Raw genomic sequence first — 26,453 nt, 5'->3', positions numbered from 1 at the left:
TGTGCTCCCCTTCCTACCGTATCACTAGAATCTTATGCCCTTGTATCAAAGAGCCCCTGCCGTTTTGGAGCGTTACTTTGCAGCTGAGGATTTTGGTAAAGCACGTCGTCCTCCGGTGGACCTACAATTAAATCCAATGAATAATTAACAAAGGCGAGCGAATGCTGAATTAACTCTTGATTTAACTGATTCAAATCTCTCAACTTCCGTATCGTACCCATAAGTTGCTTCTGTGCGTCCGTCAGCTGCTTCTTCTCTTCCACGTTAAAAATGATCTTCGTCAGGTCCCCAACCGTTACCCGAGGATTCGGCTTATAGCCCTTCTCCATTAGGAATTCCCCGATCACCTCGACGCGACGCTCATCCAACTCTCCGATTTGTTTAAGCAGCTTATTCTCCTTTGTCACGATCTGGGTTAACTGTTCCACCTGATTGTTAATGAGCACATGCTTCTTCTGCTCAGCCAGTTCTAGTAGCGTGTTGTGAATTTCGTTCAAGGCCGACATGGTCTCTAACAGAGCTTGAAAAGACAAGGCTCATTCACCTCTTCGTTTGTTATTTCAAAAACGGGAACAGCTTCTCCACGAGCTTCTTCGTATCCACATGATATGTACCTTCAGCAACCGACTTCTTCAGCGACTCGATCTTCTCCGAGGAAGCCGCTCCTTGCGTCTCCAGCAGCTCCTTGGCTTCATTCGAAATATGCACTTGATCCAGCTTGCCCTTCTTGCCGTTAACATGCTGCTGCTGAGCGTCCTGCGTCTTCTTATATTGATTGACGGCTCCGATGTGATTCGGTCCATTAATCTTCATCATTCCCACCTCATCCGACACAAATAGTAAACCCACCGTAAAAGCGTTACTACTTTTATCGGTGGGCTCTATTCAAAAGTTTATATGTAATTATGATAACAATTTCTTACTTGTCATGCAAACGATCCTTGATCTGGAAGCTCGGGCCGCGATTAGCCTGGTTCGCCTGTCTTTTCTGCTGATCCTCCTGCAGGTTCGATACATCCTTCGCGAGACGAGAACGGCACGGCTCACAGATCGTTCCCTCACGAATGGACGTTCCGCACACCTCGCAACCAAAAGACATGTTCGGGTTGTGTTTAATGGAAATGCGCCCTTCGCGGATAAACTTCGTGATCTGAGTGACAGAAACCTCTGTGGCTTCGCTGAGCTCTTGTAGAGAGCACTGTTTATTCTCCCGCAAATACTTTAGACACTTTTCGTATTGCTGCTCGATGTCCTTTATACAGTTAGGGCAAACCCCGTAATGATTCTTCATAAACACCTTGCCGCAGCGATAGCAGTTGGCGACATTCAAACTCATTTCCGTAACCCCTTTCTATATTTCCTGCGCCTGGACTAGATGTATAATTCTAGTTTACTGTATCTATCGGCATTTTGCATGTGATTTTTTTGTGGTATCCTTCACAGTCTCGATTGCCAATTACCGAGCCCAGTTCAATCCATATACATCAATCGCCGGAAAATGCTCCTTCACCACCCGCGCACATTCATTTAGCGTGCTTCCCGTTGTGTAAACGTCATCCACGATATAAAGCTTTATTCTAGAATGCTGCCGCAATAATCGTTGTATCCCTTCCATGCCCGCCGGTTTAAGCCTAAAAACACCGCGCATATCCTCCACCCGCTCCGCACGTGCCTTCAGACTTTGCTTATTCGTATGACGGTTCCGTTTGAATAGCGGCAGCACCGGGATTTGGGCCCGCTTACCTAGTTCTATGGCCAGCTGCTCCGCCTGATTGAAGCCCCGTTCGTCAAATCTTTCCCTGCTCAGAGGGACAAAGGTTATATACTCCGTGGACTCCCGCTTCCCGTCGGCTCTATGAAGCTGAAGCGCATGCATCAGCATCGGACCAAGCACTCCGCTTAGCCTCTCTTGTCCCCGATACTTATACAAAGCCAGCCACGACTTCATTTGTTCGTCATACCGCACCGCGCTTCGATTCCTTGTAAAATAAGTCACCGGTCTCCGCTTGCAATCCATGCAAGCTTCGTATCTGCCACAGCATTCACACTGTACTTCATGAATCCACGGTATGGATTGCCAACAGCTTTGGCATACACGCAAGGCTCTAGTCCCTCGATACGCTCCCCCGCAACTGAGGCATGCTTTAGACGTTGCTGCCAAACCAGACTCCAGTGTGGCCAGCAGAGCAGAAGCCCACCTGCGCCACGAATGAAGTAAGCTTACCAATCAATTCCCCCCTTAGCTTTTGGGCAGTAGCAAACCTTTCTTGCGAGCCAGACGATTCATGCTTTTAATTTGCTGGATGGCCTCTGCCTGCGATCTTGTTTTTTCCTTAGAGTAAAAATAAACAAAGCCGTTCGGGTCCTGTGCCGATCTTCCGGCTCTGCCTGCCATCTGTACCATCGCGGCCGAATCAAACACAGGAGAGTCCGCGTCCAGAATAAACACATCGGATTGCGGAATCGTCACTCCCCGCTCTAGAATCGTTGTCGTAATCAGCAGTCGGATCTCCCGGGCACGAAACGCAAGAACCTTCTCCCCACGGTCGGCATCCTTTGAGGATGTCCCCTCGACCCGTATATCAGGCAGTGCCTTTCGCAGCAGCTTCAGCAAAGGCTCCACCATCGAAATGTTCGGAACGAATACGAATAACTGAGCCCCACGATCCAGGGATTTTTTTAATTTGCCAATGAGCGCGGCGGGAGCATTCCCCTGTTGGATGATGGTCCGCAAGGCGAGTGACCTCTCCACCGTAGGCTCAGGCAAGGGCTGCCGATGATACCGCGCAGCTACCTTAACGTGAGGAAGCTTTCCTCGAGCGGCAAGTTTTCTCAAAGGGGCAGGTGGCGTAGCGGACAAAAGAAGGTTTACTCCCCACGGCTTACACACCTTGGCAGCAGCATATAAGAGCATTGGATTATTATGATAAGGAAACGCATCAATTTCGTCGATGATCACCAAATCGAAGGCATGTCGAAACCGCATCAATTGATGCGTCGTAGCGATCGTAATCTCCCCCTGCTCCCAGCGCTGCTCACTCCCACCGTACAACGTAACTACCGCCGCATCAGGAAATGCCTTGCGTATACGGGGCATCAGCTCCAGCACAACATCTCTTCTCGGTGTTGCCACAGCCACCTTGCCGCCCCGCGCCAGTGCATACGAGATCATGGGAAAAATCATTTCCGTCTTCCCAGCACCGGTTACAGCCCATATCAGAAATTTGCGAGGCTCTTCCTCCTTTGCCGGTGAAAGGAATATATTTGCTTTCAAAAAACGAAGCGCTTCGCCCGCTGCTTCCTCTTGAATCGAGCTAAGTCCCCACGGGCTTGTATAGTCGGACAACTCCTGTGTATCCTCTTTGACTTCAGGGCTTCTGCTAACCCCGCTAACTACAATGGAACAGAATCTGGCTCTTCCCATAGTGAGGCATGCTTCACAATAAGCACAGTCCTGTTGGCAGTGCGGACATGCAGACCAGCGAATGGAGTTAACTCCACCATCGTTCCGTTTCTTCTTAGCGTTAGTGCCGCAACGGGAGCATTGGTATCGCTGTTCCCGAAAGAGGAATCCCTGCTTACTTACCGAAACGCCTTGGTCAATTTCCACGAATCCGGCAAGCCACGCGCGTTGAAGATCGTATAGAAGCGTCGTATCGGTTTTTGATTCCTCGCTCCCATTCTCCAGTAACGCAACCACCTCATCAATGAGGAGCTGCCGCCCTCGAAGCATCATCGCCATGTAGCGAATCCTTTTCCCATCATCTACTTCATTTGCATAGGCTTCATGCTCGGCACCCGGCTTCCACTCACGAATGACCCATTCTTGCGTACTACCGGGTCCTACTCCAAGCACACCCGGACCTAACGCCCGAATCCGCTTTGAAGTCACTACAGTGTTCCCTTCACGTGAAAAACGCTTCTGCAATTCCATAGCTTGTCCGAACGAAAGAGCCGGTTCCAGTACACGCAGCTTGAAGCACGGGCCATACAAAGACAGATAATGCTGCCGGTCTGCCCGCAAATCCAAGGATACATGCCAGGAACACGCTGACTCTCGAATTACAGCATAAAGATAGGCCTTCATGCGACTCCTTTATGGTTACATAAATTTGTAAGCGGTTTCTAAACCTTCGTTTTGGCTAAGCCGAACGACAACCACTTGCTCATTCTCATGCTCCTGGACCCAATCGTCCCAGTTCCATGCTTCTGCTGAGCAGATGTGCAATTGATGTTCTTCGCTTAACCTTGCCACAATAGAGAGCGTCTCGTCCGTCGAGCCTTCATCCACTAGAGTTACGGTAATCGCACGGCCCTTGAGCCATGAGAAAAAACCAAGCGACCGAATGTACCACTCCACCTGCAGCTGGTTGTTCCTCGTCACGAGCACATAGTGCATCATGCGTTCCAGACCGCGGCGCTGAAATCGCCAGTGGAGCCAGTGGACCAGCAGGATCCCGACGGCATAGGTACCCATAATTCCAACCAAGCCTAACATCATAGCGGCTCCCTCCCTTAAGAACAGTATATGCCGCTAGGAGTAGGTTGGTTCCATGCCCTTTGCAAAATCTTTACAGATCATTCTAGCCGATCTACAGTGTAACCCAGCCATTCTTAATCGCGATAATAACCGCTTGTGTTCGATCGTCTACTTCCATCTTCTGTAAAATGCTGCTGACGTGGTTTTTGACCGTTTTCTCACTGATATATAAGAATTCCCCGATCATCTTGTTACTCTTGCCCTCAGCCATCAAACGTAATACCTCCGCCTCACGACGCGTAAGCGGACTGTTATCGGAATGAACGTATTTCACGCCCGCTTCCTTCGAAACCGTACCTCCGCCTGCTACGCCTACCTCGTCCAAATAGGTCATTCGACGAAGCTGGTTGATCAGCTTGCCCGTCACCTTCGGGTGAATATAAGCGTGCCCTGCCACAACGGAGCGAATAGCGTTGATCAGCGACTCCGCTTCCATATCCTTCAGCAGATAGCCGGATGCGCCCTTGCGGAGCGTCTCAAAAACATAGCTCTCATCATCATGAATCGAAAGAATGATCACTTTTATATCCGGGAAAATATCCTTCAGCTTCTCCGTTGCCACAACGCCGTTCTCAATCGGCATGTTGATGTCCATGAGGACGATGTCCGGGTGCAGCGTATTGCACAGCTCAATGACTTGAATGCCGTCGCCGCATTCGCCTACTACCTCCAGGTCGTTCTCCATGTTCAGGATGCGTTTGACGCCTTCCCGAAACAATTGGTGATCATCCGCCAAAACCAGCTTAATCGAACGTTTCGCCGTACCAATAATGTCCATCGGCTTTACTCCTCCTTAGATTCGGATGTAATCGGAATAACCATAGAAACCTTTGTGCCTCCGCCGACAGTCGATTGAATTTCGAGTCGCCCTTCCAAGAGCTCCACTCGCTCACGCATACCGATTAAACCGAAATGTCCGCTGCGCTTATCCAGCTTTCGGTCTATCGTATCTGTCGAGAAGCCCACACCGTTGTCGGAAACGGTAATTTTTACCATCTGCTGTTGAAAGGCAACCTCCAAGCTCACAAAGCTAGCTTGTGCATGCTTCATTACATTAGAAAAGGCTTCCTGTACCAATCGATAAATCGCCACTTCCATACCGGAAGGTAACCGAAAATCTTTACCCACGACTTCAAACTTCGTGCGAATTTTTGCTTTTTCCTCATAATCCTGTACGAATTTGCGAAGTGTCGGCACCAAACCAAGATCATCAAGAGCCATTGGCCGCAGGTTGAAAATAATTCTTCGAACCTCTTCAATCCCGCCGCGAACCTGCCCCTTGAGGTCAACCAACTCATCCTTCACCGCGCTATATGCTTCCTTGCCGAGCATCCGTTCAGCAATCTCCGTTCGAAGCACTACATTGGCCATATTCTGGGCTAGTCCGTCATGGATTTCCCTGGCAATCCGCTTCCGTTCTTCTTCCTGCGCAAGAATGATCTTCAGCCCCAGCAGCTGGCGGTTTTTCGCCGATTCCAGCAAGCGTGTCACTTGGCCCAGATCGCCGGAGAGGTACTCAAGCACCACATTCACCTGAGAGACGAGAGTTTCCGCGCGCTCCATCTGGCGATCGAGATTCTTAAGCCGCTTCTGAAGATCGTCCCGACGAGCCTTGAGGTAAATCTCCTTCTCACGGTACGTTGCAAGCTGAGTCTGCAGCCCTGTTGCAGCCTCATAGGCAGCACGGATGTCCTCTTCATTGAACCGCTTGAAATCCCGGCTGACCTCTGTCAGCCGGACACGGGAGCGGCGATATTCCAGCTCGAATCGATCGACCATCTCGATGGTCTTTGAGGCTTCCTCAATCACCTGCTGAAGCTCTTTGTTCAAGGCTTCCCTCTCGGCGCGGACGCTTTCGCAAATCTCAAAAATCTGATACTTGCTGCTTTCCATAACATCAATAGCATTTTTGAGTACACGATCTAACGCATCCACCTGCATCCGGAACAAAGCCCCTTCTACATTTTTCTTGTAGTTCTAGCAATATAGTACCATATTTGAATTACAATGTGAGAGCATATAGTACTAATTATTGGAGAGTAATTTGCTGGGTATTCCCGTCCCAGGTTACTTTCCAGCCTAAATTTTCCGACAAAATCCTTAAAGGCACCATAGTGAGATTGTTCATGATCACTGGAGGAACCTCCGCTGTGACTCTTTGCCCATTCACGATTAGGTCTACATTATCGACCCATAGATCAATCATCTTATCGCCCCGGATGACAGTGACCTTTCTTTCCTGTTCATCCCACCGAACCGTTCCACCTAAGGCTTCACTCACAAAACGGATCGGCACCAGCGTATTGCCCTTTGTAATGAAAGGCGCTTGCTCCAGCGTCATGCCCTTGCCATTCAGGGATACGGCTGTCTTATTTACGGTGAGCTGAACGTTGTTTTTGGTTGGTTGGGGAACGGAGCCTTTATAGGTGAAGCTGATGTCATCGATCTCGATTTTCCCTTTGGCGGCTCTCTCGTCTTGTCCGATTTCCTCGTTAACCACATAAATGCTCTTCATGCGGATCGGATACTCGATCTTATACTCCGAGAGGTCGGCCGTAAGCAGCTTCCAGCCCTTCCAGTTGATGCTCCGGGCCAGGTCCACACGATGGATCTCGTTTTTATTGTCCAAAATCTCTGCACGCAGCCAATTCAAGCTTTCATCGCCATTGACCTTCAGCTTCAAGTATTGCGGACTTCCTTCAATCCATACTCTTGTATCTAATGTAGCGAACGCCCACTTGTTCCCTGTACCTTTGGTAAAATCGTAGCCAAGCTCAAGATATTTATTGCCGGAAGGTTCTTGCTTTACATTAACCGAGGCGGTTACCTCCTGCGGCTTCACATCCGACAAAGTCATGACGGCATTCTTATCTAGATCATACCACACCTTATCGACCCCTACCGGTATGGTCACCATCGTGCTGTAGCCATCATATCTGGCAATCAACTGAGCCGCTGTGCTGCCCTCCAGGCTTTTCACTGTAAGTACGCCATTCTTCACTTCCCCTTGAATTCCCGCAACCTCCCAGCTGATAAGCTCCGCAGGAACCTCTCGTGTTTTACCGGACTTAGTTGTGGCAAGGACCGGAAGCTTGTATGTTTCGCCTTGTGATAGCGCCATGTTGTCTGCTTGAATCTTCAGACTGGAGATATCATTGCGTCCTGCAACCTCAATATTAGCTGTTTGACTTCCCTGCCCGGATTTTGCCGTGATTTTCGCTGTTCCCGCCTTCTGCGGCTTAAATACATTGTCTACAAAAACCCCAGCATTATCTGCTGCCGACCACTCTGCTTTGACTTTATCCGTTTGTACCGGGTTGTAGTAAATATCGTAGGCTTTAAAACTAAGCGGTGCTTGTTCATTGATAAAAAGCACGTTCGGAGCCTGAATGTACAATCCCTTGACCTCTCCCTGCGGTGCCAGCGAGTACACACCTACACCGTTAACCACCTTACGCTGCAGACCGGTTTCGGTTTTGTTCGTTAACACTGGGGTAACCTCTCCCAGAGGACGGGTCACCATCTGAGTTGATCCGCCCCCATCCAGGTTGATTCCTTTCCACACGCCAACCTTAATCATGAATTGCTGAAGCTCCGTCATGCTCAGCCCTTTACTATCTCCTGCATTATCTACCGTGATAAGATAGGCCGTTTTGAGATCCTTCGAATACCCGATTGCTGTTCGCGAACGATAACAGCACAAGCTCGCTACTTCTCTTGAGAATTCGGCCGGCATGCCCTCATCCACCATTATCGTATGGCCGCCGATCATCATCCGGAAGCTTTTCGCATCATACGTCTTGGACGGGTCTTGAGGAAGAACCTTATAATCCGCGATGAGCGGGTCCCCGATCTTCATATTCGCTTTCACAAATTCGGCGGCTTTTCCCGCGGCTCTTAGAATATAGCCATCCTTGGGTGCCACCATTTGGAGAATCGTACCCTCGGCAATCTGAGTAATGATGTTATTCTGTACGAGTACTTCTGTAGGAGTGGTGACACCATCATTTGAACGGTCGATCTGTCCCCAAGCATTCGTATACATGAACATCGCATCAATATGGCTGTGCTCACCGCCCGGCTCGAACCAATAATACGTTTTATTGATCCCTCCTAACGGATAACTGGAGCCATTCTTGGTCTTAATCGAACCTTCAAACGTAAATAAGTCCACAATCGGTTTATTATCCTTATCCAGCGCAAAGCTATAGAAGCCAGGAAGATAGGGCGGTGTCGCCATGAGCTGACTATTGCTCACTTGAGGGCCTATGGGTACCCCCTCGGCTTGCGTATTATAGAAGTCCCCGTTAATACCGGCAACTGCTTTTGTTTCCGTGGCCATACCGAGTACGGTCTGTTTGCGGGTAAACTGATTCTCCGTCCCCGTCATGACATCCAGCTTTACATTTGGGTTCGTCAGATCCACCTCGACGACATTCCCATTTACTTTGATATCCTTGCTGCTTCGTTTCCCCTGCCATACATATTTCTTCAAAACCGCGCCAGAGGTCAGTATCTCCTGGCTCGTCATAGTTACGGTCGGTTCGGGCTCTGCGGCCTCGACTCTATTTGTATACCAACCTTGCGTCATTAGAATGGTAGCTGATAGAACCATTGCAGACATTTTTCGCCATGCTTTTTGCTTTACCACGATGTTAGCACTCCTCTCCTTGTTCCACTCTCCTTTGTATTAGACTCCTAGATTAATAGAAAAGTTACTGTCTAAATGTGACAAAAAAAATGGAGCAAAGACCCATTGGGTCTTCACTCCATTTGTTCTTCAAATGGTTTCCCTGGTATTAAACTGTAACCTGAGCGTCCTTCTTAAGAAGCTCAGCCTTATCTGTGCGCTCCCAAGGAACATCCAGATCCGTACGGCCAAAGTGACCGTAAGCAGCTGTTTGCTTGTAAATCGGACGACGCAAATCAAGCTGCTTGATGATACCGGCTGGACGAAGATCAAAGTGCTTGCGAACGAGCTCGACAAGCTTTTCTTCTTCTACTTTACCTGTACCGAACGTGTCAACAGCGATCGACACCGGCTTCGCTACACCGATAGCGTAAGCAAGCTGAACCTCGCATTTATCTGCAAGGCCGGCAGCAACAATGTTCTTAGCCACGTAACGTGCTGCATAGGCACCGGAACGGTCAACCTTCGTCGGATCCTTACCGGAGAACGCACCGCCGCCGTGACGAGCGTAACCGCCGTACGTATCAACGATAATTTTACGGCCTGTTAAGCCGGCATCCCCTTGAGGTCCGCCAATAACGAAACGGCCTGTTGGGTTGATGAAATAGTTGGTGTTCTCATCCAAAAATTTGGCAGGAACGATTGGCTTAATGACATGCTCTTTAATGTCCGCTTGGATTTGTTCCAAAGTGATCGCTTCATCGTGTTGAGTCGAAACCACGATAGCATCGATACGAACAGGTGTATCTCCATCGTACTCAACGGTTACTTGCGTCTTGCCGTCCGGACGGAGGTAAGCGAGCGTACCGTTCTTACGAACTTCAGTCAAACGACGAGCCAACTGATGAGCGATCGAGATCGGCAACGGCATCAGTTCAGGTGTTTCGTTGGTAGCAAAACCAAACATCAAGCCCTGATCACCGGCGCCGATTGCTTCGATTTCCGAATCCGTCATTTGCCCTTCGCGAGCTTCCAGTGCCTTGTTAACGCCCTGAGCGATGTCAGGAGACTGTTCGTTCAAGGAAACGAGTACTGCGCAAGTTTGGGAGTCAAAGCCAAACTTAGCACGAGTATAGCCGATCTCTTTAATGGTTTGACGAGCAATGGATTGGATATCAACAAACTCGGATTGGCTTGTGATTTCACCGATAACAAGTACAAGACCTGTAGCAACGGAAACCTCACAAGCTACACGAGCGTTAGGATCATTCTTAAGGAATGCATCCAGGACAGCATCCGAGATTTGGTCACAAATCTTATCCGGATGTCCCTCTGTCACGGATTCCGACGTAAACAAACGACGGCCTTTAAGGTTAGACATAGTGAATTACCTCCTACAACTAGTATTGATAAACGAATATGTACCCATACAAAAAATCAACCTTTTCCATAGTGGAAAAGGTTTCTTTTGTCGATTACCTTCTTTTGTTTATGTTACTGGAAATGTCGATGACTGTCAATAAATTCGCATAAGTTCAAAGAAATTTTATAGTCCCGACAGGTTAAACATCATCTCTTCGGCCTTACCGATAAGCCGCTTGGTAATGTGCCCACCAACTGCACCGGCATCTCTTGCTGCAATATGACCCCAGTAATCCTCTTTAATTGAAGCTGAAGGAATAGAACCTAACTCCGTTGCAAATTCAACGTTCATGTTAGCCAGCTGTTTTCCAACAGGTAAGCCTAATTCAGCTGCAATTTCGTACTTCATGATATCAAGAGCTTGTTTACTCTCGGGTACGACCTTGTTGTTGCTGCCACCGTTTTTAGCCATTATGGATATCCTCCTTGTTGGAATGTACCCTTAGTATGGTGGTTATGTAGAATGCCGAAACGTATAAACTATTGGTTCCATGGGTAAAATTATGGAGAAACCTTCGAACCATCAGCATTTGTCAAAAGGTAGCTGCCGCGTACCATCACGTAGATCTCTTGGTTGTTCTTAGGATCAGGCTTAATGCCTCGCCCTTCACGCGGAACGATGAGCATATGGTTGAGCTCGACGGCTTGTCCAGCAATGATATCTTTGCCGATGGTAACGTCGGCTATGCCGCTTTCGTCATTGCTGAAGACGATGGTTTTCCCGGTACGGACGATGAACTCCGTGCCTGAGCCACCGTAAAGGGATTGGCCGTGCTCGAGTTTGATGATAGATAATCTACTTGATTCAGCCAGATTTTCAACTTCTGATTGGTTAACAGGAATATTTGGCACGTTTTGCTTTGCTACTTCATCAGAAATTAGTTTTTTTACATTTAGTTCAAAGTAACTTTTTGTTATTATGGGGTCATTTACTGTACCAGGTTCTATTGGGCTTGTTGCCTCTGCACCTAGACCTGTTGAGTAGTTGCTTACCAATAAAATTATCGAAATAAGGCATGTTATAAGAAATAATCTTTTCAACAATATCACCTCTCATATTACGTAATTTGTTAATTATAAAAAAAGAAGGCCACAAGGGCCTTCCTTTTATTAAATACAATTAGTTCTTGACAGAACGCCCAGCATTAGCAGAGTTAGCATAGATAGTAACTACAGCAGACTTACCAGTTGCAGATGTTGCTGTCAGGTCAAATGTTACAGGCTGAGTAGATGTAACTCTTACGTTACCGTACGCGTCTACAACAACTTTAGCTGCTGTATCAGCGCTCTTAACGTTAGATACAGAGAAGTTTACACCAAGGATGTAGTTATACTTCTGAGCATCACCGTTTTCGTAGTTAACACCGTAGTTATCATATACATTAATCTTGTCGAAAGCAAGGAAGCTGAAGTCTTCATTGTACTCTCTGTCGTCAAAAGTAATTCTATCAACTTTGAGTGCATCAGCTTTAACTGTAACTTGCTGTTCTACAGTTTTGTAAGAACCGTCAGCTGCTCTGAAGCTTACGCTAACAGTAGCTGTACCAGCCTTGTTACCGATAACCCATGCTTTTCCTGCCCCATCAACATAAGTGTTAGCAACGTTTGTATCGGAAGAGAACGCGCTTGTAATTGTCTTAGGAATACCCACAGTTTCGCCTGCAGCATTCTTCGCACTAACTACAAGTTCACGACCAAACTTGCTGTTTGCTTGCAATTGAGCTTCATTAGTCAGGGAATAGGTGTTTTCAACGACTGTTTGATTACCGTCGCTTCCCCACTCGCGAACTGTATAATCATATTTACGAGTAAGTTCACTGTCTTTAGCATTCCAAAGTGTAGCTACCGAGTTCAAGGAGTAAGTCAATTCCTTTTGACCAACTTCTTTACCTGCTTGAATTACAGTAACAGTTTTGGTCAACTTAGAAGTTTCCTGGAACCCTTTAGTATCTCTGTTATCTTTCTCAATGAGAATTGTCAGATCTAACTTAGTTCCAGGAGCTGCGCTGTTAGAAGCTCCTACACGGAAAGTTGTATTGTTCAGCCAGTCTTTCAGTGCATTCTTACCGTCAGCAGCTGTTTTAGCTTCACCATCAGTGTCAAACTTAGCAACTAGAGCGTCTGCAGCATCCTTATCTTCGGTAGCCAAGAGTCCTGCAGTACCAAGAGTTGTAGTGCCTGTAACAACTGATTGACCATAAGTGTTAGCAGTTACTGTTACGCGGTAAGCTGCGCCACCTGCGTTAACATTACCTTGGGAGTCAACATTCTTCAACGTTTGAAGAGGCTTGCCGTACTGATCAATAACTTGATACTTAAACTTAGTGGAACCACCTGGTACTACCTCTTGTGCAATTGCAGTTACTTCTTTAACACGATCAGGCGTACGAGCAGCAGACACATTGAAGTTCTTTGTAGCATTGCTCGTTACGTTTGCTTCAGCAATGAATGCTGTCACAGAAATTACGCCAGTTTTTTCGTTAGGAATTCTATCCAGACGAATTTTACCTTTGTTCTCTCCGTATTGGTACAGTTGAGCTGTGGAGCTGCTAAATCCGTTGCCAGACAGCTTAATACGAGCAAGGTTTTCAGAACTTACGAGGTCCTCAGCGGACAACAAATTGCCTTGTGCATCATATGCAATTACAGGTACGAATGCTTCTTCGTCACCAGCTGCAATTACATCATCCAGTGCACCGATTTGAATCTTTGTAGCAACTTTGCTGGACTTAACAGTAATTTTGCCAGTAGCTGAAGCAGCAGAGTTAATTACTGTAAAGTTATAGTCGCCGGACTTATCAAGGTTCTTAGAAAGGGAAAGCTTCAGAACAGGGTTTCCGTTATCATCTTCTACAGCATCAACGATTGTACCTGTTTGTACGAAGTCATTCCAAATTACAGTTGTCTTGTTAGTCCCGGAAATTGCATCTGTGTAATCCATCATGCTTCCGTATTGGTCGAAGAAGTTAAGTGCAAACTTCACGTTTTCACCCTGGCCGGAAAGGCTAGTTCCTACGGAATACTTAGGAGTACCCAGTTCCAACTTCGAGAGAATTGGAGGAGTACCTACTTTATAGGTCTTAGTTGCAGTAACAGGATTGTTGTTTTCGTTGCTGATGATTGTGATAGTCACCATACCAACGCCCATAGGGATGTTGTCGTCTTTAGTATCAACTTCAACAATCAGGTAGCCGTCAGCGTCTTTAGTGATTTTGTTAACTTGAGAAGAACCTGGAGTACTGTAGCTGCCTGCAGAGAAGGAAGCAAATTCGCCGTATTGGTTTGTTGCTTTAACTCTGACTTTAACCTTATCTGCTTGTGCAATTGTATCGCCGGCAGTTACAAAATCGATTTTAGCGATTTTCTCGTCTTCAGCAGTAAACTCTTTCTCGATAGCTTTGTCAGACAAGCCACTTACTGTAACTTTATAAGTTCCAGCAGTAATTTTACCCTCTGTAGTCAGGTTAACGGATTTCTTGTCGTCAGCAAACTTTGCAGTGTGAGCAACTTTAACTCCATCTTTAGTCAGCTCGATAACAGCTTTGGCAGTATCGATTTCTTTGCTGAAATTGATAGTCACGCGGTTAGCGTTAGTTGCTTTAGCCTCAACGGAAAGACCTTGTTGAGCGTTGTATGCTTCTTGACCGCCGTAAGCACCAACAACCAGGTCAGCACGAGTAGCTGTCTTAGCGCCGTCTACGCCTTCAGGAAGAACCTTCAGTTCAACAGCTTGCTTGATAGCATCGGAGTACCAAGGAGTACCTGTTGTGCTAACAGTTTTGCCAAGACCTTTAACCAATGCAGTAGCGAATTGGCCAAGTGTCACGTTTTCGCCAGGAGCGAAAGTGCTGTCAGTCATACCATCGATCAGGCCTTTTTTCTTAGCAGCTTCGATGAAAGGAATCGCCCATGCGTTAGCATTGTCGTCAGCTTTAACATCGGAGAAGCTGGAAGCCTTCACGTTCATATCAACTTCTACACCGTAGATCAGTGTAAGAACTTTTGCGAATTGAGCGCGAGTCATGTTCTCTTTGATACCGAAGGAATCTTCGGAAGTACCTTCGAACACGCCTTTAGCCAGCAAAGCTTCGATCTTAGCTTTCAGACCAGCGTCGATGTCAGCGAGATCTTTGAAATCTGCAACAGTTTTCTTAGCAGCTGTAGCTGTAGCTGTTGTAGTAGTGCTTGTAGTTGTAGTTGCTTCTGCACCAAATGCTACGGACGAAAACATGGAGAACGCCATAGCCAGGGACACGATTGCGGATAAACTTTTCTTCATAACCTTTTTTTCTCCTCCTCGAATATCTTTCGGTTGTTGAGAGTTTTGTTTAGATAAATTTGAGCTCGATTCCCTCATTAGCCGATTCACCCCCTTCCCAGAGTTAGAGCGGATTTATTAGTTAGGTCTGCAACGTATAAGATTGCAGAAACTAGTAAACAATAATAATGGGTAGTAGAGACTCGCATGCCATTTAACATTATACAACGGCATTCTAGTCAGGTAAAGAGTAAATTGTGAAAAATATTCCAAAACCTAACTCTTCTCTACTGTTCCTTTTGAGTTACACCTATTTAAACGCTGTGTTTCTCAAAAAGTTGCGCTCTTAGAAAAAAACTTTTAAATGTTTTTTTCGAGGAGTCTTGGTCTTGGGGGCGTGTATCAACTCGTCTATCAACTTGTTGTATCGCTCGCTTACGAAACTTAGTATATAACGATCTATCAACTTCGTCATCACTAAGTATTTTCCATTTGGTCTACATAAAAAGGGCCGCCATAATGGCGGCATTTTTCATTTATTTCGGTACTTTCTTCAGTTGTTGAAGCACACGCATAGCTACTGCTGATGCCTCGGCTCGAGTAAAGTTGTCAGTCGGGTCAAAACGGATTGTTTGCTGTTTTTGTCCCGGCAGCATTTCATTTGGTTTCCCTTGAATGAATCCAGCCTTATTGACCGCTTCAACTGCTCCACGAGCATAGTAATCGATTGTACTGCCATCAGTGAATGTTTTATTTAAGGAATCAAGCAGCTTCTTATCATCTGTTCCTATCTTCAAATCAGCCGCTCGCGCAATCATAACAGCAGCATCTTGACGAGTAATGACATTACCAGGCAAGAATAAGCCTTGAGATGTTCCTCTTACAATACCGGCACGTGCAGCAGCCTCGATATGCATGAAATCATACAATCCATTACTATTCGGGATTGTATAACCTCTCTGCACGTCCGCGAATGTACCACGGTAATTAGGATCATTCGGATTATTCACGCGGGAGATCGTATCGGAATTCTTCAATGGAATATCGAAAATTTTCACCAACATGGTGACAAACTCACCGCGGCTGATCGCGTCATTTGGTAAGAATCGTCCACCCGGGTCTTTATTTTTCATCATCCCTTTTGAGTACAAAGTATCGAGCTCATTACGAGCCCAAGGATGATTGGTTACATCTTCAAAGCTGTCGTTCATATACATTACCTGGAAGTAACCAAATGATTCGACTTCTACCGTAATCGTATTTTTCTTAGTATCTACAATACCTCCAATATTTCTCCAACCTTGTTCCGGGAAGCCGCCTCCGGTCATATCCTCGAATCGGTTGAACTGGAACACCGTAACATACTTCCAAGCATCATCTCTTATATACGGGTCATACTTAAGTGTAAGAGTTACTCGCTTTGTTGGAACTACCAGATTGCTTAAATCACGCGAATAGAACGCAGGCTGCATATCTTCAGGTAAAGTAACACCTGCATTTGTAGGCACAGGAATTGTCCCGCTTCCTTCTAATGCATCCTTAAGCTTCTCCTGGTATCTATTTGCTGGAATGGTTGAAAGATCACGGATGGTTCCCGCATCAATCCAATAAAGCTTACTTGCAGCTTTAAATCGATTTCTCTCGACCGAGCCATTGAGATGGAATTGCCCACTTGGGCTTTCGCCATTGAGCTTATCTACTTGCCCTGTATCAATGTCCGCTATACCAAAAAGTAACTTCCGATTCGTACTGACATACTGCTTCGTAGCATTGCGATCATTACGCATTAGTTTTGTATCTTTAGGGAACTTAAGCTCAATATCACCGTCAAAAATTTTCATATTGCTCGACAAAACACTCTTATACATCGCACCTTCTAGAGGTGTATTCACATGGAACAGAATGATGCTGCCACTTGTTTTAGCAGTACCACGATTTACGGTAAATTTAATCTCATTTTTACCTGGTTTCAGGTCCTTAGCTTCATAAGTAAAGATACTGCCGTTTTTAACGGCTTCCTCTTTGCCAAAAATCACACTATCCGCCTTGATTGCCTCAATCACAATCGTTTGGAAGTTTGCATTAATGTTGGCCTGATCTTTACCTTCTGCATTTTTGATCAGTTGAGGAGTTTTAATAACATAAGGCTGAACTTCTTTCGTTATTTTAATAGTTCTCGTTGAAATAACACCGCTGCTATTGGAAACAGTAAGTTCAAAATAATAATCCCCGTCTTTTTCCAGAGCAATCCCAGAGCCAGCGGTCATATTCGGTACTACAGCTTTAAAAGATTCATTAAAGTTCGGCGTTGAGCTTAGATCACCGGGATCAATGACCTTGACCACATTCGAAATGGGCACTGTGCGTTTCGTTGTTTCACCCGGCACTGTGTATTTAATGGAGTATTGTGGCCCAGAGCTATGCGTTTGACTAGAATTCCTTACCTGTCCGTCAAATGTTACATTAGAGGCCAAAGTTACATAAGTATCGTCAGCTGTTTTCTTAAATTGCTGAGCACCAATAGTGTCCTCCAAAGGCTCAAATTTTAGAACGGTTGGAATGTGATCACTAAGTATAAAGATATCATAGCTTGTTTCGGTTACAGGTTTCCCATTCAGCTCAATGGAGAATTTGAGAGTCTTCTTGCCATTCTTGTCCATTTCCGCTGCAGCTACACCAGAACCAATAAAATTGGTGCTAGGAATTACAAAGGTACCATCAGCATTAATTGTCGGAGTAAGAGCAATACCGTTTAATTGTATCAGTACATTAGAATACTCACTAGCCGGTAAGTTTACAAAACGTCCCGAAAAACATGGTGCTGGATAGTTACCCTTCGGTGTAGCCGAAGAATTCGGATCTATTCCACAGCCGATATTCTCTTTCTTCGCGAAAACTTGTCCGGAGTAGATTTGATTCACGATGACGTATGGCGCAGCAGATACGCTAATCGTATAGTTTTTAATCCCTTCATTGGACGGGACTGTAAAATCAGCATTCTTATACGGGATGACACGCATCGATTTGATGCCATCGCTTATCCCTTGTAGTGTAATGGTTGCTTTATTACCTGTGACTACCCCGTCAGCGGCCGGATCACTGGCTAGCGGGAAGACTTTCCCATCAATCTCTATTTCCACCGATTTTGCCTGATCGTTTGTATTGACCACAAAGGTTGCTGGGAAGCTGTTGATTTGGGTTGTCCCAGCTTCGTTTAACTTAAGATTAGACGAATTGTTAAGAACATAATCCACCGAGTTAACATATGCGGTATTGGGGTCTACCGTATAAAATGCAAAGTTGCTAGAATCAACAAGGTTACCTGTTCGGTAGAACTCGACACGGAATTCTTGTGCTTTAGATCCTCCGTTAATGGCAAAGTTGTGGCTAAAGGAATAGACCGTTTGTTTGCCAGATATGGAGTTTGTACCGTCAGGAGTAATGTTTCCTATCTCCGTCTCGGTTGAGTTGCCTACATCTACAGTATAATTTTTCCCTTGGTTGAAATCATATTTAATTTTATTTGCCCCGCTATTCACATAAAGAAGGGCATAATCGTAATAAACAGCGTTCCCTACCGTCGCAGGCATTTTTAATAAGCCGGTGACATTCACTTGGCTTATACCAGCTTCTGAAATCGTTGGTGTAGAGATCAGCTTCAGAGGGGCTACCAAATCCGGCGTTACGTTATCAATGAACAAATTGTAAGGGAACGCCCGTCCGTTGTCGTAAACAAAAGATCGATCTAACACATAACTGTTCGTGTTGTTCTGGGCAATCATCTTAATTTCATTATCGCCCGGTGCAAAGGTAAGATCAGTAGTTCTGTTGGTGTTTGTAAGGTATGTAAATTCCCCGCGGTTAAATACGGTTGGTCCGTACAACTTTCCGTTATAATACGTCTGGATTTGATTTGAGTTATTCGCAACACCGGTAACGCTTAATCCTGTATAAGGAGGAGCCTTGGGGTACATGCCACCGTCCTCAAAATCCTCTCCGTTGAATTTCAGACTCGTAATATTTGTGACCGGAGTAAAGTATGCCCATCCTGCTCTTGAGGACACGACACTAGTATCTCCGTATTTAATTACAATTTTATTTAAGCCTTCAGGCAAAGTTACGTTATTAAATGAAATTTCATTTGCATTTAATGCTATTGCCTTGTTTGTCTTATTGACTGAAGTGATGTTTGTGTTCACATTCGTGATCTCATAATAGATGGAATTGACATTTTCACTTGCGATCCCATCAATGGTTACAGCCACACTAATCGGATTCGCCGTTACCCGAATAACACTGGCATCGTCATCAGGAGCAGCATCGCTAGTGCTCGAGTTCACTGTTAAATTCGTAATGTTTAATTGCACAGCAGCAAAAGCCGTCATCGGTGGCAATAAGCTCACGAGCAAGGCCATAACAAGCCAAGCGCTTGTCCATGTGCGCAAGATTCGTTTCAAGTGGATTTCCTCCTTATGTACTATAAATGTATGGTGACAAATAGCGTACTTCCCTAGCTTCGAGCCGATTCGTGCAAATCCTACCTCCCTTGATATGGTTAATTACAAAATTAGACAACCAAAATAAGCAAAAAGTTGCGTGTACCTTTTTATCGGTTATCAAAGATGAAAAATTTAGGTATTTGGGCAGAAAAGTACAATAGCAAAAAAACCCACACCAATGCGGTATGGGTTTTATCCTATACACTCTTATTTCGTCATACGGGAACCAAGGGTCTTGAGCCTGATTTTATTCAAAAATTGCAGTACCGGCTTCTTCGTCTTGCTGATGATCCCGATCGCCTCCGCGCCAAGAACGAGAACACATAAGAGTACAGCGATTAGTACAATGGCCCCCCAAAGCGCTTGCTGCTCCGACATGTAAGACAGCAGCACAGCCGACGTTCCAAAAAGCGAAGCAATACCGTAAATGATTAACACGGTTGTACGATGACTAAAGCCTAACTGGAGCAAGCAGTGGTGCAAATGGCTCTTGTCCGCTACGGAAATCGGAAGGTTGTTCACCCAGCGGCGCATGATGGCGAAGAAGGTATCCGACAACGGTACGCCCAGGATCATAATCGGCACGAGCAGGGATACGACCGTAGCTTGCTTGAAGCCGAGTACGGACAAGGTGGCCAGGCAAAAGCCTAGGAACAACGCCCCGGAATCACCCATGAAAATCTTGGCCGGGTGGAAGTTGTAAAACAAGAAACCCCCGATGCTGCCCAGCAAAATTACACAAAGCAGTACAACGGTTACGTTGCCCATCATCAGGGCAAGCACTAATATTGTTAACGTGGCAATCGCGGAGACGCCAGCAGATAGTCCGTCCAAACCGTCAATCAAGTTAATCGCGTTCGTCACACCGACAATCCAGAAGATGGTCAACGGTACAGCGAGCCATGACAACGAAATCGTCGTATCGCCAAAAGGCGTATTCACAAGATCAATCACAACGCCGTTGTATACAACGACACTTGCTGCGAGGATTTGCCCAAGCAGCTTCACCTTTGGGGACAAATCGAATCGGTCGTCCAGAGCACCGATGATAACCACAATCGTACCGCCGATCAGCAATCCCTTGATCACATCGGCTTGAAGTGTATCGATAGCGGGCGAGACAATAAAATAAGCTCCGATAAAAGCAAGGAATATAGCTAATCCGCCAAGCCTTGGCATGATGCGGCTATGTACTTTGCGCTGGTTAGGCGCATCCACAGCCCCTACCCAGAAGGCAAAGCGCTTGACTAGCGGCGTTAACAGCAATGCAATAAATAATGCAGCTACAAAGCCGATTCCGAATAACAAGTTCATCTGTTTACTCACAGCCCCTTTTTCTATGAAAACCCCAAACACTTCAAATTATACTCCGAAGGTTTCGGAAACACCATCGTTATTTTTGAGTAATTTGGGGGTTTTCAGGTTGTTTTCACAGTTCTAGTTAAGGTTTCTGTACGTTTTCTTTCTCACGGATGACTTTCAATGCGAATTTCGGAAGATCAAGCATTCTTTTGTATCTCCATGGCTCCTGCAGCAGACGATAAAACCATTCCAACCGCAGCCTAATGAACAGCTCCGGTGCCCTTTTTAGCTTGCCCGACAATACGTCAAAGCTTCCTCCAACGCCCATCATAATAGGTATGCCCAACTGCCGCTTATACTTACAGATCCATGGCTCTTGTGTTGCAGCCGAGCGGCCGACCAGCAAGATGTCAGGATTTGCAGCTCGGATGGTCTCAATGACGGAGTCGTCTTCTTTTTCACCAAAATAACCGTCTCTGAAACCGACTAACGAAAGCTTAGGGTAGAGCTCCTTCAATCGATCGGCTGCCGCCTGAATGTTCTCAGGAGAAGAGCCCACCAGAAAAACTCTCCAGCCGCGTTCCTGCCCTCGCTTCATCAGCTCATGCATCAGGTCAAAGCCCGCTACCCGCTCCGCCACGGGGTTCCCAACGTAGCCTGCTGCCCACACCACCCCGGCTCCATCCGGAACGATAAGCTCCGCTTCCTTCATCAACCTCATGTAGGAGGGATCATTCAGCGCGGCCGTAACCATAATCGGATTGGCCGTTATGACCTGATGGGGCTCCCGCGACGCGATCGCTTCCGTTATATAGTCCACCGTTTGCTGCATATTCATCTTGGAAATGGGAACGCCGAATATGTTCACCCGTGGATAACTCATTGCACATCACGTCCTTCGGTATAAAATGAAGCGATGAGCTCGGCCGGACGAGCCGCCTCATTCTTCAGACGTTCGATCACGGACTGCTTCTCTTCTCTCCATTGCTCGGCTCCTTGCAGCATTCGCAGTACCTCTGCCGCCAATGCCTCGGCATCAGGGCGTTTCGTACTGCAAGCCGACTGCATATCCAGTCGATTCAGGAACTGATCGATCTTCGGGTCGTAGGAGATCCCGACCATCGGTACCTGCTGCCCCGCCGCATAGATCAGAGAGTGCAACCGCATTCCGATGAGGAGATCACAGTCCTGTACCTCTGCCAGCATATCCTGCGGATGGGTTACATTCTCAGCGGTTGTGATTCGGTGAGAGTAGGTTTCCCCTAGCTTTTCCCTTACATACAAGGAAGCTGCTGCATCCGATGGAAGATGGAAGGGAAGGAAGCGGATGCCTGCATCGGTTTGCTCCAACACGTTCCGCAAAGCCTCAGCCACTGCATTCAGTTCGGACCGGTCCTCATTCCAGAAGCGAACGGATACACCAATCATACGGTTCGCAGACGGACGGTTTGTTTCTGTCCGTTCCTTGCGAAGAGGCATACCCATAACCGGGTCGGGTACGACATGCACCCGATTCGCCTCTATTCCCATACGCTGCAACAGAGCACGGGATTCCTCGTCCCGAACGGAAACCACTGCGCACTTGCGGAATACGGAGTGAATCCAGCCGTAGAACATGGGCCGGTGAACCGGTCCGATGCCTTGCGAGTAGATGAAGGTCGGCTTACCGAGCCATTGGGCCAATTTCAGGATGGCTAGGTAATAAGGGATCGTTTTCCATCCTGTCTCGTCCTGAAGCAGGCTGCCGCCACCGCTGATTAAGCCGTCGGCCCCCTTGATGGCTCGCCACACCTCTGCCATGCGGTAGCGATGAACGGATTCTACTCCGTAGGTAGCTGCCGTAGATTCCGGCTGGATGGACAAAACGACAGGGACGATGTGGACGCCCTGTCGCTCTCCTTGCTCCCGCAGTGCGAGCAGAATGGATTGCAGCACCGCTTCGTCACCGCTATTTTGAAAACCGTAATATCCGGAAATTACTATTCGTTTAGTCGGGGTACCCAACGCTGCCAACTCCTTGAAACAATCTCCCAAACGATAATGAAAGCAATACCGATCACCATACCGAACGCTAATCCGTAAACCACACGAATCGAAGAGATCATTAGCGGGGTATGCAGATGGGCGAACGTATCGACAATCGAGGCTTGTCCGATGACACCTGCCAGAATGAACAGCACGGCGCTTCGGTACTTATAGCTCAAATAGGCACCTAGCAGGAACAACGGATGGGCGATCAAGAACTCCTTCGTTCTTGGGCGAACTCCCAGTGTGTTCTCCAGGAATGATCGGAACAAACGTTCGAAAGTCGAGGCTTGTCCTTCATTCCCTGTGCGGGATAAATAATAGAAGCCAACAGCTGCCAGAACGGCCGCGGTGATGACCCATAAGACACTGATATGAGCCGAAAGCAACTGTCTCGCTTTACCTATTCTCTCTCGATAGCTCAGCTTCTGACTAAACAGCAGCCAGTACACGGCTACCAATGCTATCGGTGCAAGGTGTAACACACTTACTCCCCGAAATTGCTCCAAGACTAACATGTACGTAATCTGATTAAGCAAACCGACGATGAACAAAATCCCAATCGCCGAAATCGCTGATGTTCGCAGCAGCAAGCCCAGTGCGAAACCAAGCTTCAAGCCTGTCGGGTTCTCACGCTTGCGATTAGCGGCTTGGATGGCGTACATGATCGCGACGGTCGGCGCACTCGTTCCCGCCCCTAAAGCAAGGGCTTGTCCGAACAGACTGGAACTCATGACCATAAGTCCCGCCGTACCGACCATTCCCAGGACAAATGCAGCTAAAGCCAATTCAGGGAAGAAATAAGCTATCAATAGAGCAATCAGCGCAACGGCACCCATCCAAAGCAAGCCCTTTGCAAGGCTTTGCCAGCCGGAATGGACTAAGGTGAACTCACCTGCAGGGCCAAGCACGTAGCCTGCATCCAGGATGCGAGGTAATGCCCCCTCGGTAACCGGACTCCCTTTCACAGCCTCATAGATGGAGTTCAACGGATGAAGAATCATCCCTTTATCCAAGTTGCGAACCGCTCTGGCATTCAGGAATACCATCCGAATGTTCCGGTCCTTCACAGCTAAGACGAAACGGTCCGAAACTCCCTGAATACGATCTCTCAGCTCCGCTTCCGTCAAGTTCTGAGTCAGCTTCTCTCCGTCACTTTCCGTGAAGGAGTGCAAACGGACCACGTTATGATGGATCGTTTTGGCCAGACGGTTAAAGCCTCTTTGCTGGGCCTTCTGAAGCTCGATATTGGCTAGTCCAATATCGTATTTGAGCATCAATTCGCCCATCTTATCCAGGTTCTCCATGTCCTTGTCGTTGACAAAGCCGGGAACCGTCTCCCCATCCACGATAAACCGCTTCACACCATACTGCTGCAGAGAAGCAAGAAGCTTGTCCATCGCATCGGCATCGAACGGCCTACGGTTCGACATCCGAACCACGATTTGGTAGCCCTGCTCCTTTAACGACTGCAGTACAAACGGATCGGGATCCATCGTTTTCAGCAGCGCCTCTTCTCTCGCCATCTCAATGATCATGCCCGGCTGATTCTTATAGGACCACGGACGCGTTCTTACCTTGAGCGAAGAAAAGGTTTGCGTAATGAGCGGCTCCAGCCGCTGCTGCGCTTCTTTATCGGCAAAAATCAGATAGGAGAAATTCTCATTCGGCGATATCGGCGCCTGTGTCAAGGCCATCGCCTCGTGAGAGGTGAACATTTCAATTCTCCGGCTTAGGCGCAGCTCGTTCAGGGTAGACTCATAGACGGCAACGGAACGAATGCCGTTCTGCTTCAACAGACGAAGCTGATCCTCCATGAACTTGCGGGGATCCGCCTGGGTATCGGATATCTCCAGCAAATCCCGGTAATCCATGACGAACTCCACTTTGCGTCCCGAGCCTTGCTCGGTTTGATGACGCTCATAAGCAACAGGAATGGCGGCCAGCATCCCTACGATGACCAGCCACCAAACCACACGCAAAAACTGTTTATTTAAGCTCAAATACCTGGCTCGCAAAAGACGGTCACTCCTAGTTTAGTTTTGGTCGACCCGAGCCATAACGGTTGTGACAAGGCCATGTATGGATTCAGCTGCAGCTTCAGACGAGGTCCCGCGGACAGCAAAGTACACCTTGATCTTCGGCTCCGTCCCGGACGGACGAAGGCAGAACCACGAGTCGTCTTCCAGTGTGTATTTCAAAACATTCTCAGCCGGCAGTCCGTACAGCCCCTGCGAGAAATCCTCCACCTTCGTCACCTTCAACCCGTTCCATTCGGTCGGAGGGGTCGAGCGCCAGTCACGCATAATGCCCTGGATTTGCTCGACGCCGTCCTTCCCCTTCATCGTACGGGATTCAAGCTTCTCCAGGAAGTAGCCGTGCCGCTCGTACAGCTCCTGCAGCACGTCATACAGCGTCTTGCCCTGGCTCTTATAATAAGCGGCCGCTTCGGCAATCAGCATCGAGGCGATGACCGCATCCTTATCACGCGCATAGGTCCCTGCCAGATAACCGTAGCTCTCTTCATATCCGAACAGGAAGGAAGCTTCGCCGGTCTTCTCAAATTGCGTCATTTTCTCACCGATGTACTTAAAGCCGGTTAGCGTGTTGAGCGTCTGTACGCCATAATGCTTAGCCACTTCGGCTCCCATCTCACTGGTCACGATGGTTTTAATGACAACGCCGTTCTGCGGGAGCTCGCCCCGGTCCTTCAAGCTGCTGAGTAAGTAGTCCACCATCAGCGCACCCGACTGGTTGCCCGTCAGCACGAAGTATTCCCCGTCCGCATCTTTCACCACAGCGCCCATCCGGTCACAGTCCGGATCCGTACCAATGATAATATCGGCATTCAGCTTCTTCGCTTGGGCAATGGCTAAGGTAAATGCTTCCCGCTCCTCCGGATTCGGCGACTTCACCGTCGAAAAATTCGCATCCGGCAGCTCTTGCTCCGGCACGACGTGTACTTGCGTGAAGCCCACACCGGCCAGGGCAGCGCGAACGGACAAATTGCCGGCCCCATGCAGCGGAGTATACACGATGTGGAAGTCATCGCTAATACGGCTGATGATTTCACGATTGCGGCTTACCGCCGTCACTTCGGCAATATAAGCCTTATCTACCGCATCCCCGATCCACTCCAGGAGGCCTTGCGCTTCCGCATCTGCCCGCGAGAGGCGTTTCACGTCGGAGAATGACCCGATGTCGCGAATCTCTGCGATAACACGCTCTGCCTGATCCGGAACCAGCTGACCGCCATCGGCTCCATAGACCTTGTACCCGTTGTACTCCGGCGGATTATGGCTTGCCGTAATGACAACCCCTGCATTCGCCTTCAGATACCGAACGGCAAAGGACAGCTCCGGCGTCGTCCGAAGCGATTCGAAAACGTACGCTTTAATCCCGTTGCCTGCGAGCACCTTCGCTGTCTCCAAGGCAAACTCCGGTGACTGATTTCGGGAATCATATGCAATCACTACGGCCAAGTCCGATTGGCCCGTTTGAAGCAAGAATTGAGCCAGACCCTGCGTTGCCCGAGCGATGGTGTAAGCATTCATCCGGTTCGTTCCGGCGCCAATGACTCCCCGAAGCCCTCCAGTCCCGAATTCCAGGTCACGGTAAAAGCGATCCTCAATCTCCTTCGGCTGATCGCCGATAGCCCGAAGCTCCGCTTTGGTGTTTTCGTCAATGGCTGCATCCTGCAACCAAAGCTCGTATTGCTCCTGAACGCGAATTTGAGTACTCATCATCTAGCTCCTTTATCTTCAAAATTGATAATGT

General features: G+C 47.6%; 19 protein-coding genes. All 19 read right to left on the bottom strand.

Going from position 1 to position 26,453, the window contains the following annotated elements:
* Window positions 1-32: 32 nt before the first annotated feature.
* Window positions 33-533, bottom strand: a complete 501-nt coding sequence (locus QMO62_RS18755; RefSeq protein WP_284643212.1) for a flagellar protein FlgN — start codon at window positions 531-533, stop codon at window positions 33-35.
* Window positions 534-555: 22 nt separating this feature from the next.
* The gene (gene flgM / locus QMO62_RS18750) at window positions 556-816 is read right to left on the bottom strand and encodes a flagellar biosynthesis anti-sigma factor FlgM (protein ID WP_284643210.1); all 261 of its coding nucleotides are present in this window, start codon (window positions 814-816) and stop codon (window positions 556-558) included.
* Between the two features lie 103 nt (window positions 817-919).
* Window positions 920-1,336 (bottom strand): TIGR03826 family flagellar region protein, encoded by a 417-nt coding sequence (locus tag QMO62_RS18745; protein ID WP_284643209.1) that lies wholly within the window; start codon window positions 1,334-1,336, stop codon window positions 920-922.
* A 120-nt stretch (window positions 1,337-1,456) separates the two neighbouring features.
* Window positions 1,457-1,948 carry a ComF family protein gene (locus QMO62_RS18740; RefSeq protein WP_284643207.1) on the bottom strand — a complete coding sequence of 164 codons (492 nt, stop codon included), beginning with the start codon at window positions 1,946-1,948 and terminating at the stop codon, window positions 1,457-1,459.
* A gap of 291 nt (window positions 1,949-2,239) precedes the next feature.
* Window positions 2,240-3,892, bottom strand: coding sequence for an ATP-dependent helicase ComFA (locus tag QMO62_RS18735; protein WP_284643205.1), 1,653 nt, complete (start codon window positions 3,890-3,892; stop codon window positions 2,240-2,242).
* A gap of 210 nt (window positions 3,893-4,102) precedes the next feature.
* Window positions 4,103-4,501: a glycosyltransferase family protein gene (locus tag QMO62_RS18730; RefSeq protein WP_284643202.1), complete on the bottom strand. Its 399-nt coding sequence runs from the start codon at window positions 4,499-4,501 to the stop codon at window positions 4,103-4,105.
* Between the two features lie 91 nt (window positions 4,502-4,592).
* Window positions 4,593-5,318 carry a response regulator gene (locus QMO62_RS18725; protein WP_284643200.1) on the bottom strand — a complete coding sequence of 242 codons (726 nt, stop codon included), beginning with the start codon at window positions 5,316-5,318 and terminating at the stop codon, window positions 4,593-4,595.
* A gap of 5 nt (window positions 5,319-5,323) precedes the next feature.
* On the bottom strand, window positions 5,324-6,481 hold the full coding sequence (locus QMO62_RS18720) for a sensor histidine kinase (protein WP_284643198.1): 1,158 nt from the start codon (window positions 6,479-6,481) through the stop codon (window positions 5,324-5,326).
* A gap of 88 nt (window positions 6,482-6,569) precedes the next feature.
* Window positions 6,570-9,191 carry a stalk domain-containing protein gene (locus QMO62_RS18715; protein ID WP_284643196.1) on the bottom strand — a complete coding sequence of 874 codons (2,622 nt, stop codon included), beginning with the start codon at window positions 9,189-9,191 and terminating at the stop codon, window positions 6,570-6,572.
* Between the two features lie 148 nt (window positions 9,192-9,339).
* Window positions 9,340-10,551 (bottom strand): methionine adenosyltransferase, encoded by a 1,212-nt coding sequence (gene metK / locus QMO62_RS18710; RefSeq protein WP_284643194.1) that lies wholly within the window; start codon window positions 10,549-10,551, stop codon window positions 9,340-9,342.
* A gap of 165 nt (window positions 10,552-10,716) precedes the next feature.
* Window positions 10,717-11,004, bottom strand: a complete 288-nt coding sequence (locus tag QMO62_RS18705; protein WP_284643193.1) for an alpha/beta-type small acid-soluble spore protein — start codon at window positions 11,002-11,004, stop codon at window positions 10,717-10,719.
* Window positions 11,005-11,093: 89 nt separating this feature from the next.
* Complete coding sequence (locus QMO62_RS18700) at window positions 11,094-11,642, bottom strand: hypothetical protein (protein ID WP_372516687.1); 549 nt, start codon at window positions 11,640-11,642, stop codon at window positions 11,094-11,096.
* A 70-nt stretch (window positions 11,643-11,712) separates the two neighbouring features.
* On the bottom strand, window positions 11,713-14,949 hold the full coding sequence (locus QMO62_RS18695) for an S-layer homology domain-containing protein (protein ID WP_284643190.1): 3,237 nt from the start codon (window positions 14,947-14,949) through the stop codon (window positions 11,713-11,715).
* A gap of 437 nt (window positions 14,950-15,386) precedes the next feature.
* Window positions 15,387-19,307: an S-layer homology domain-containing protein gene (locus QMO62_RS18690; RefSeq protein ID WP_284643188.1), complete on the bottom strand. Its 3,921-nt coding sequence runs from the start codon at window positions 19,305-19,307 to the stop codon at window positions 15,387-15,389.
* A gap of 249 nt (window positions 19,308-19,556) precedes the next feature.
* Complete coding sequence (locus QMO62_RS18685) at window positions 19,557-20,663, bottom strand: MraY family glycosyltransferase (protein WP_284643187.1); 1,107 nt, start codon at window positions 20,661-20,663, stop codon at window positions 19,557-19,559.
* Window positions 20,664-20,790: 127 nt separating this feature from the next.
* Window positions 20,791-21,534 carry a WecB/TagA/CpsF family glycosyltransferase gene (locus QMO62_RS18680; protein ID WP_284643185.1) on the bottom strand — a complete coding sequence of 248 codons (744 nt, stop codon included), beginning with the start codon at window positions 21,532-21,534 and terminating at the stop codon, window positions 20,791-20,793.
* On the bottom strand, window positions 21,531-22,655 hold the full coding sequence (csaB, locus tag QMO62_RS18675) for a polysaccharide pyruvyl transferase CsaB (RefSeq protein ID WP_284643183.1): 1,125 nt from the start codon (window positions 22,653-22,655) through the stop codon (window positions 21,531-21,533). The genes QMO62_RS18680 and csaB overlap by 4 nt, the downstream gene beginning before the upstream one ends.
* A complete protein-coding gene (locus QMO62_RS18670) occupies window positions 22,631-24,694 on the bottom strand; it encodes a DUF5693 family protein (RefSeq protein WP_284643181.1) in 2,064 nt (687 codons plus the stop codon). Before QMO62_RS18670 ends, csaB begins: the two co-directional genes overlap by 25 nt.
* An 18-nt stretch (window positions 24,695-24,712) precedes the next feature.
* On the bottom strand, window positions 24,713-26,419 hold the full coding sequence (locus QMO62_RS18665) for a phospho-sugar mutase (protein ID WP_284643179.1): 1,707 nt from the start codon (window positions 26,417-26,419) through the stop codon (window positions 24,713-24,715).
* Between the last annotated feature and the right edge of the window lie 34 nt (window positions 26,420-26,453).

Origin of the sequence: Paenibacillus silviterrae, from assembly GCF_030167925.1 — a bacterium.
GTDB classification, from domain to species: domain Bacteria; phylum Bacillota; class Bacilli; order Paenibacillales; family NBRC-103111; genus Paenibacillus_G; species Paenibacillus_G silviterrae.
Note: the sequence above shows the minus strand (reverse complement) of the source record. Positions and strands in the feature narration are given on the sequence as shown.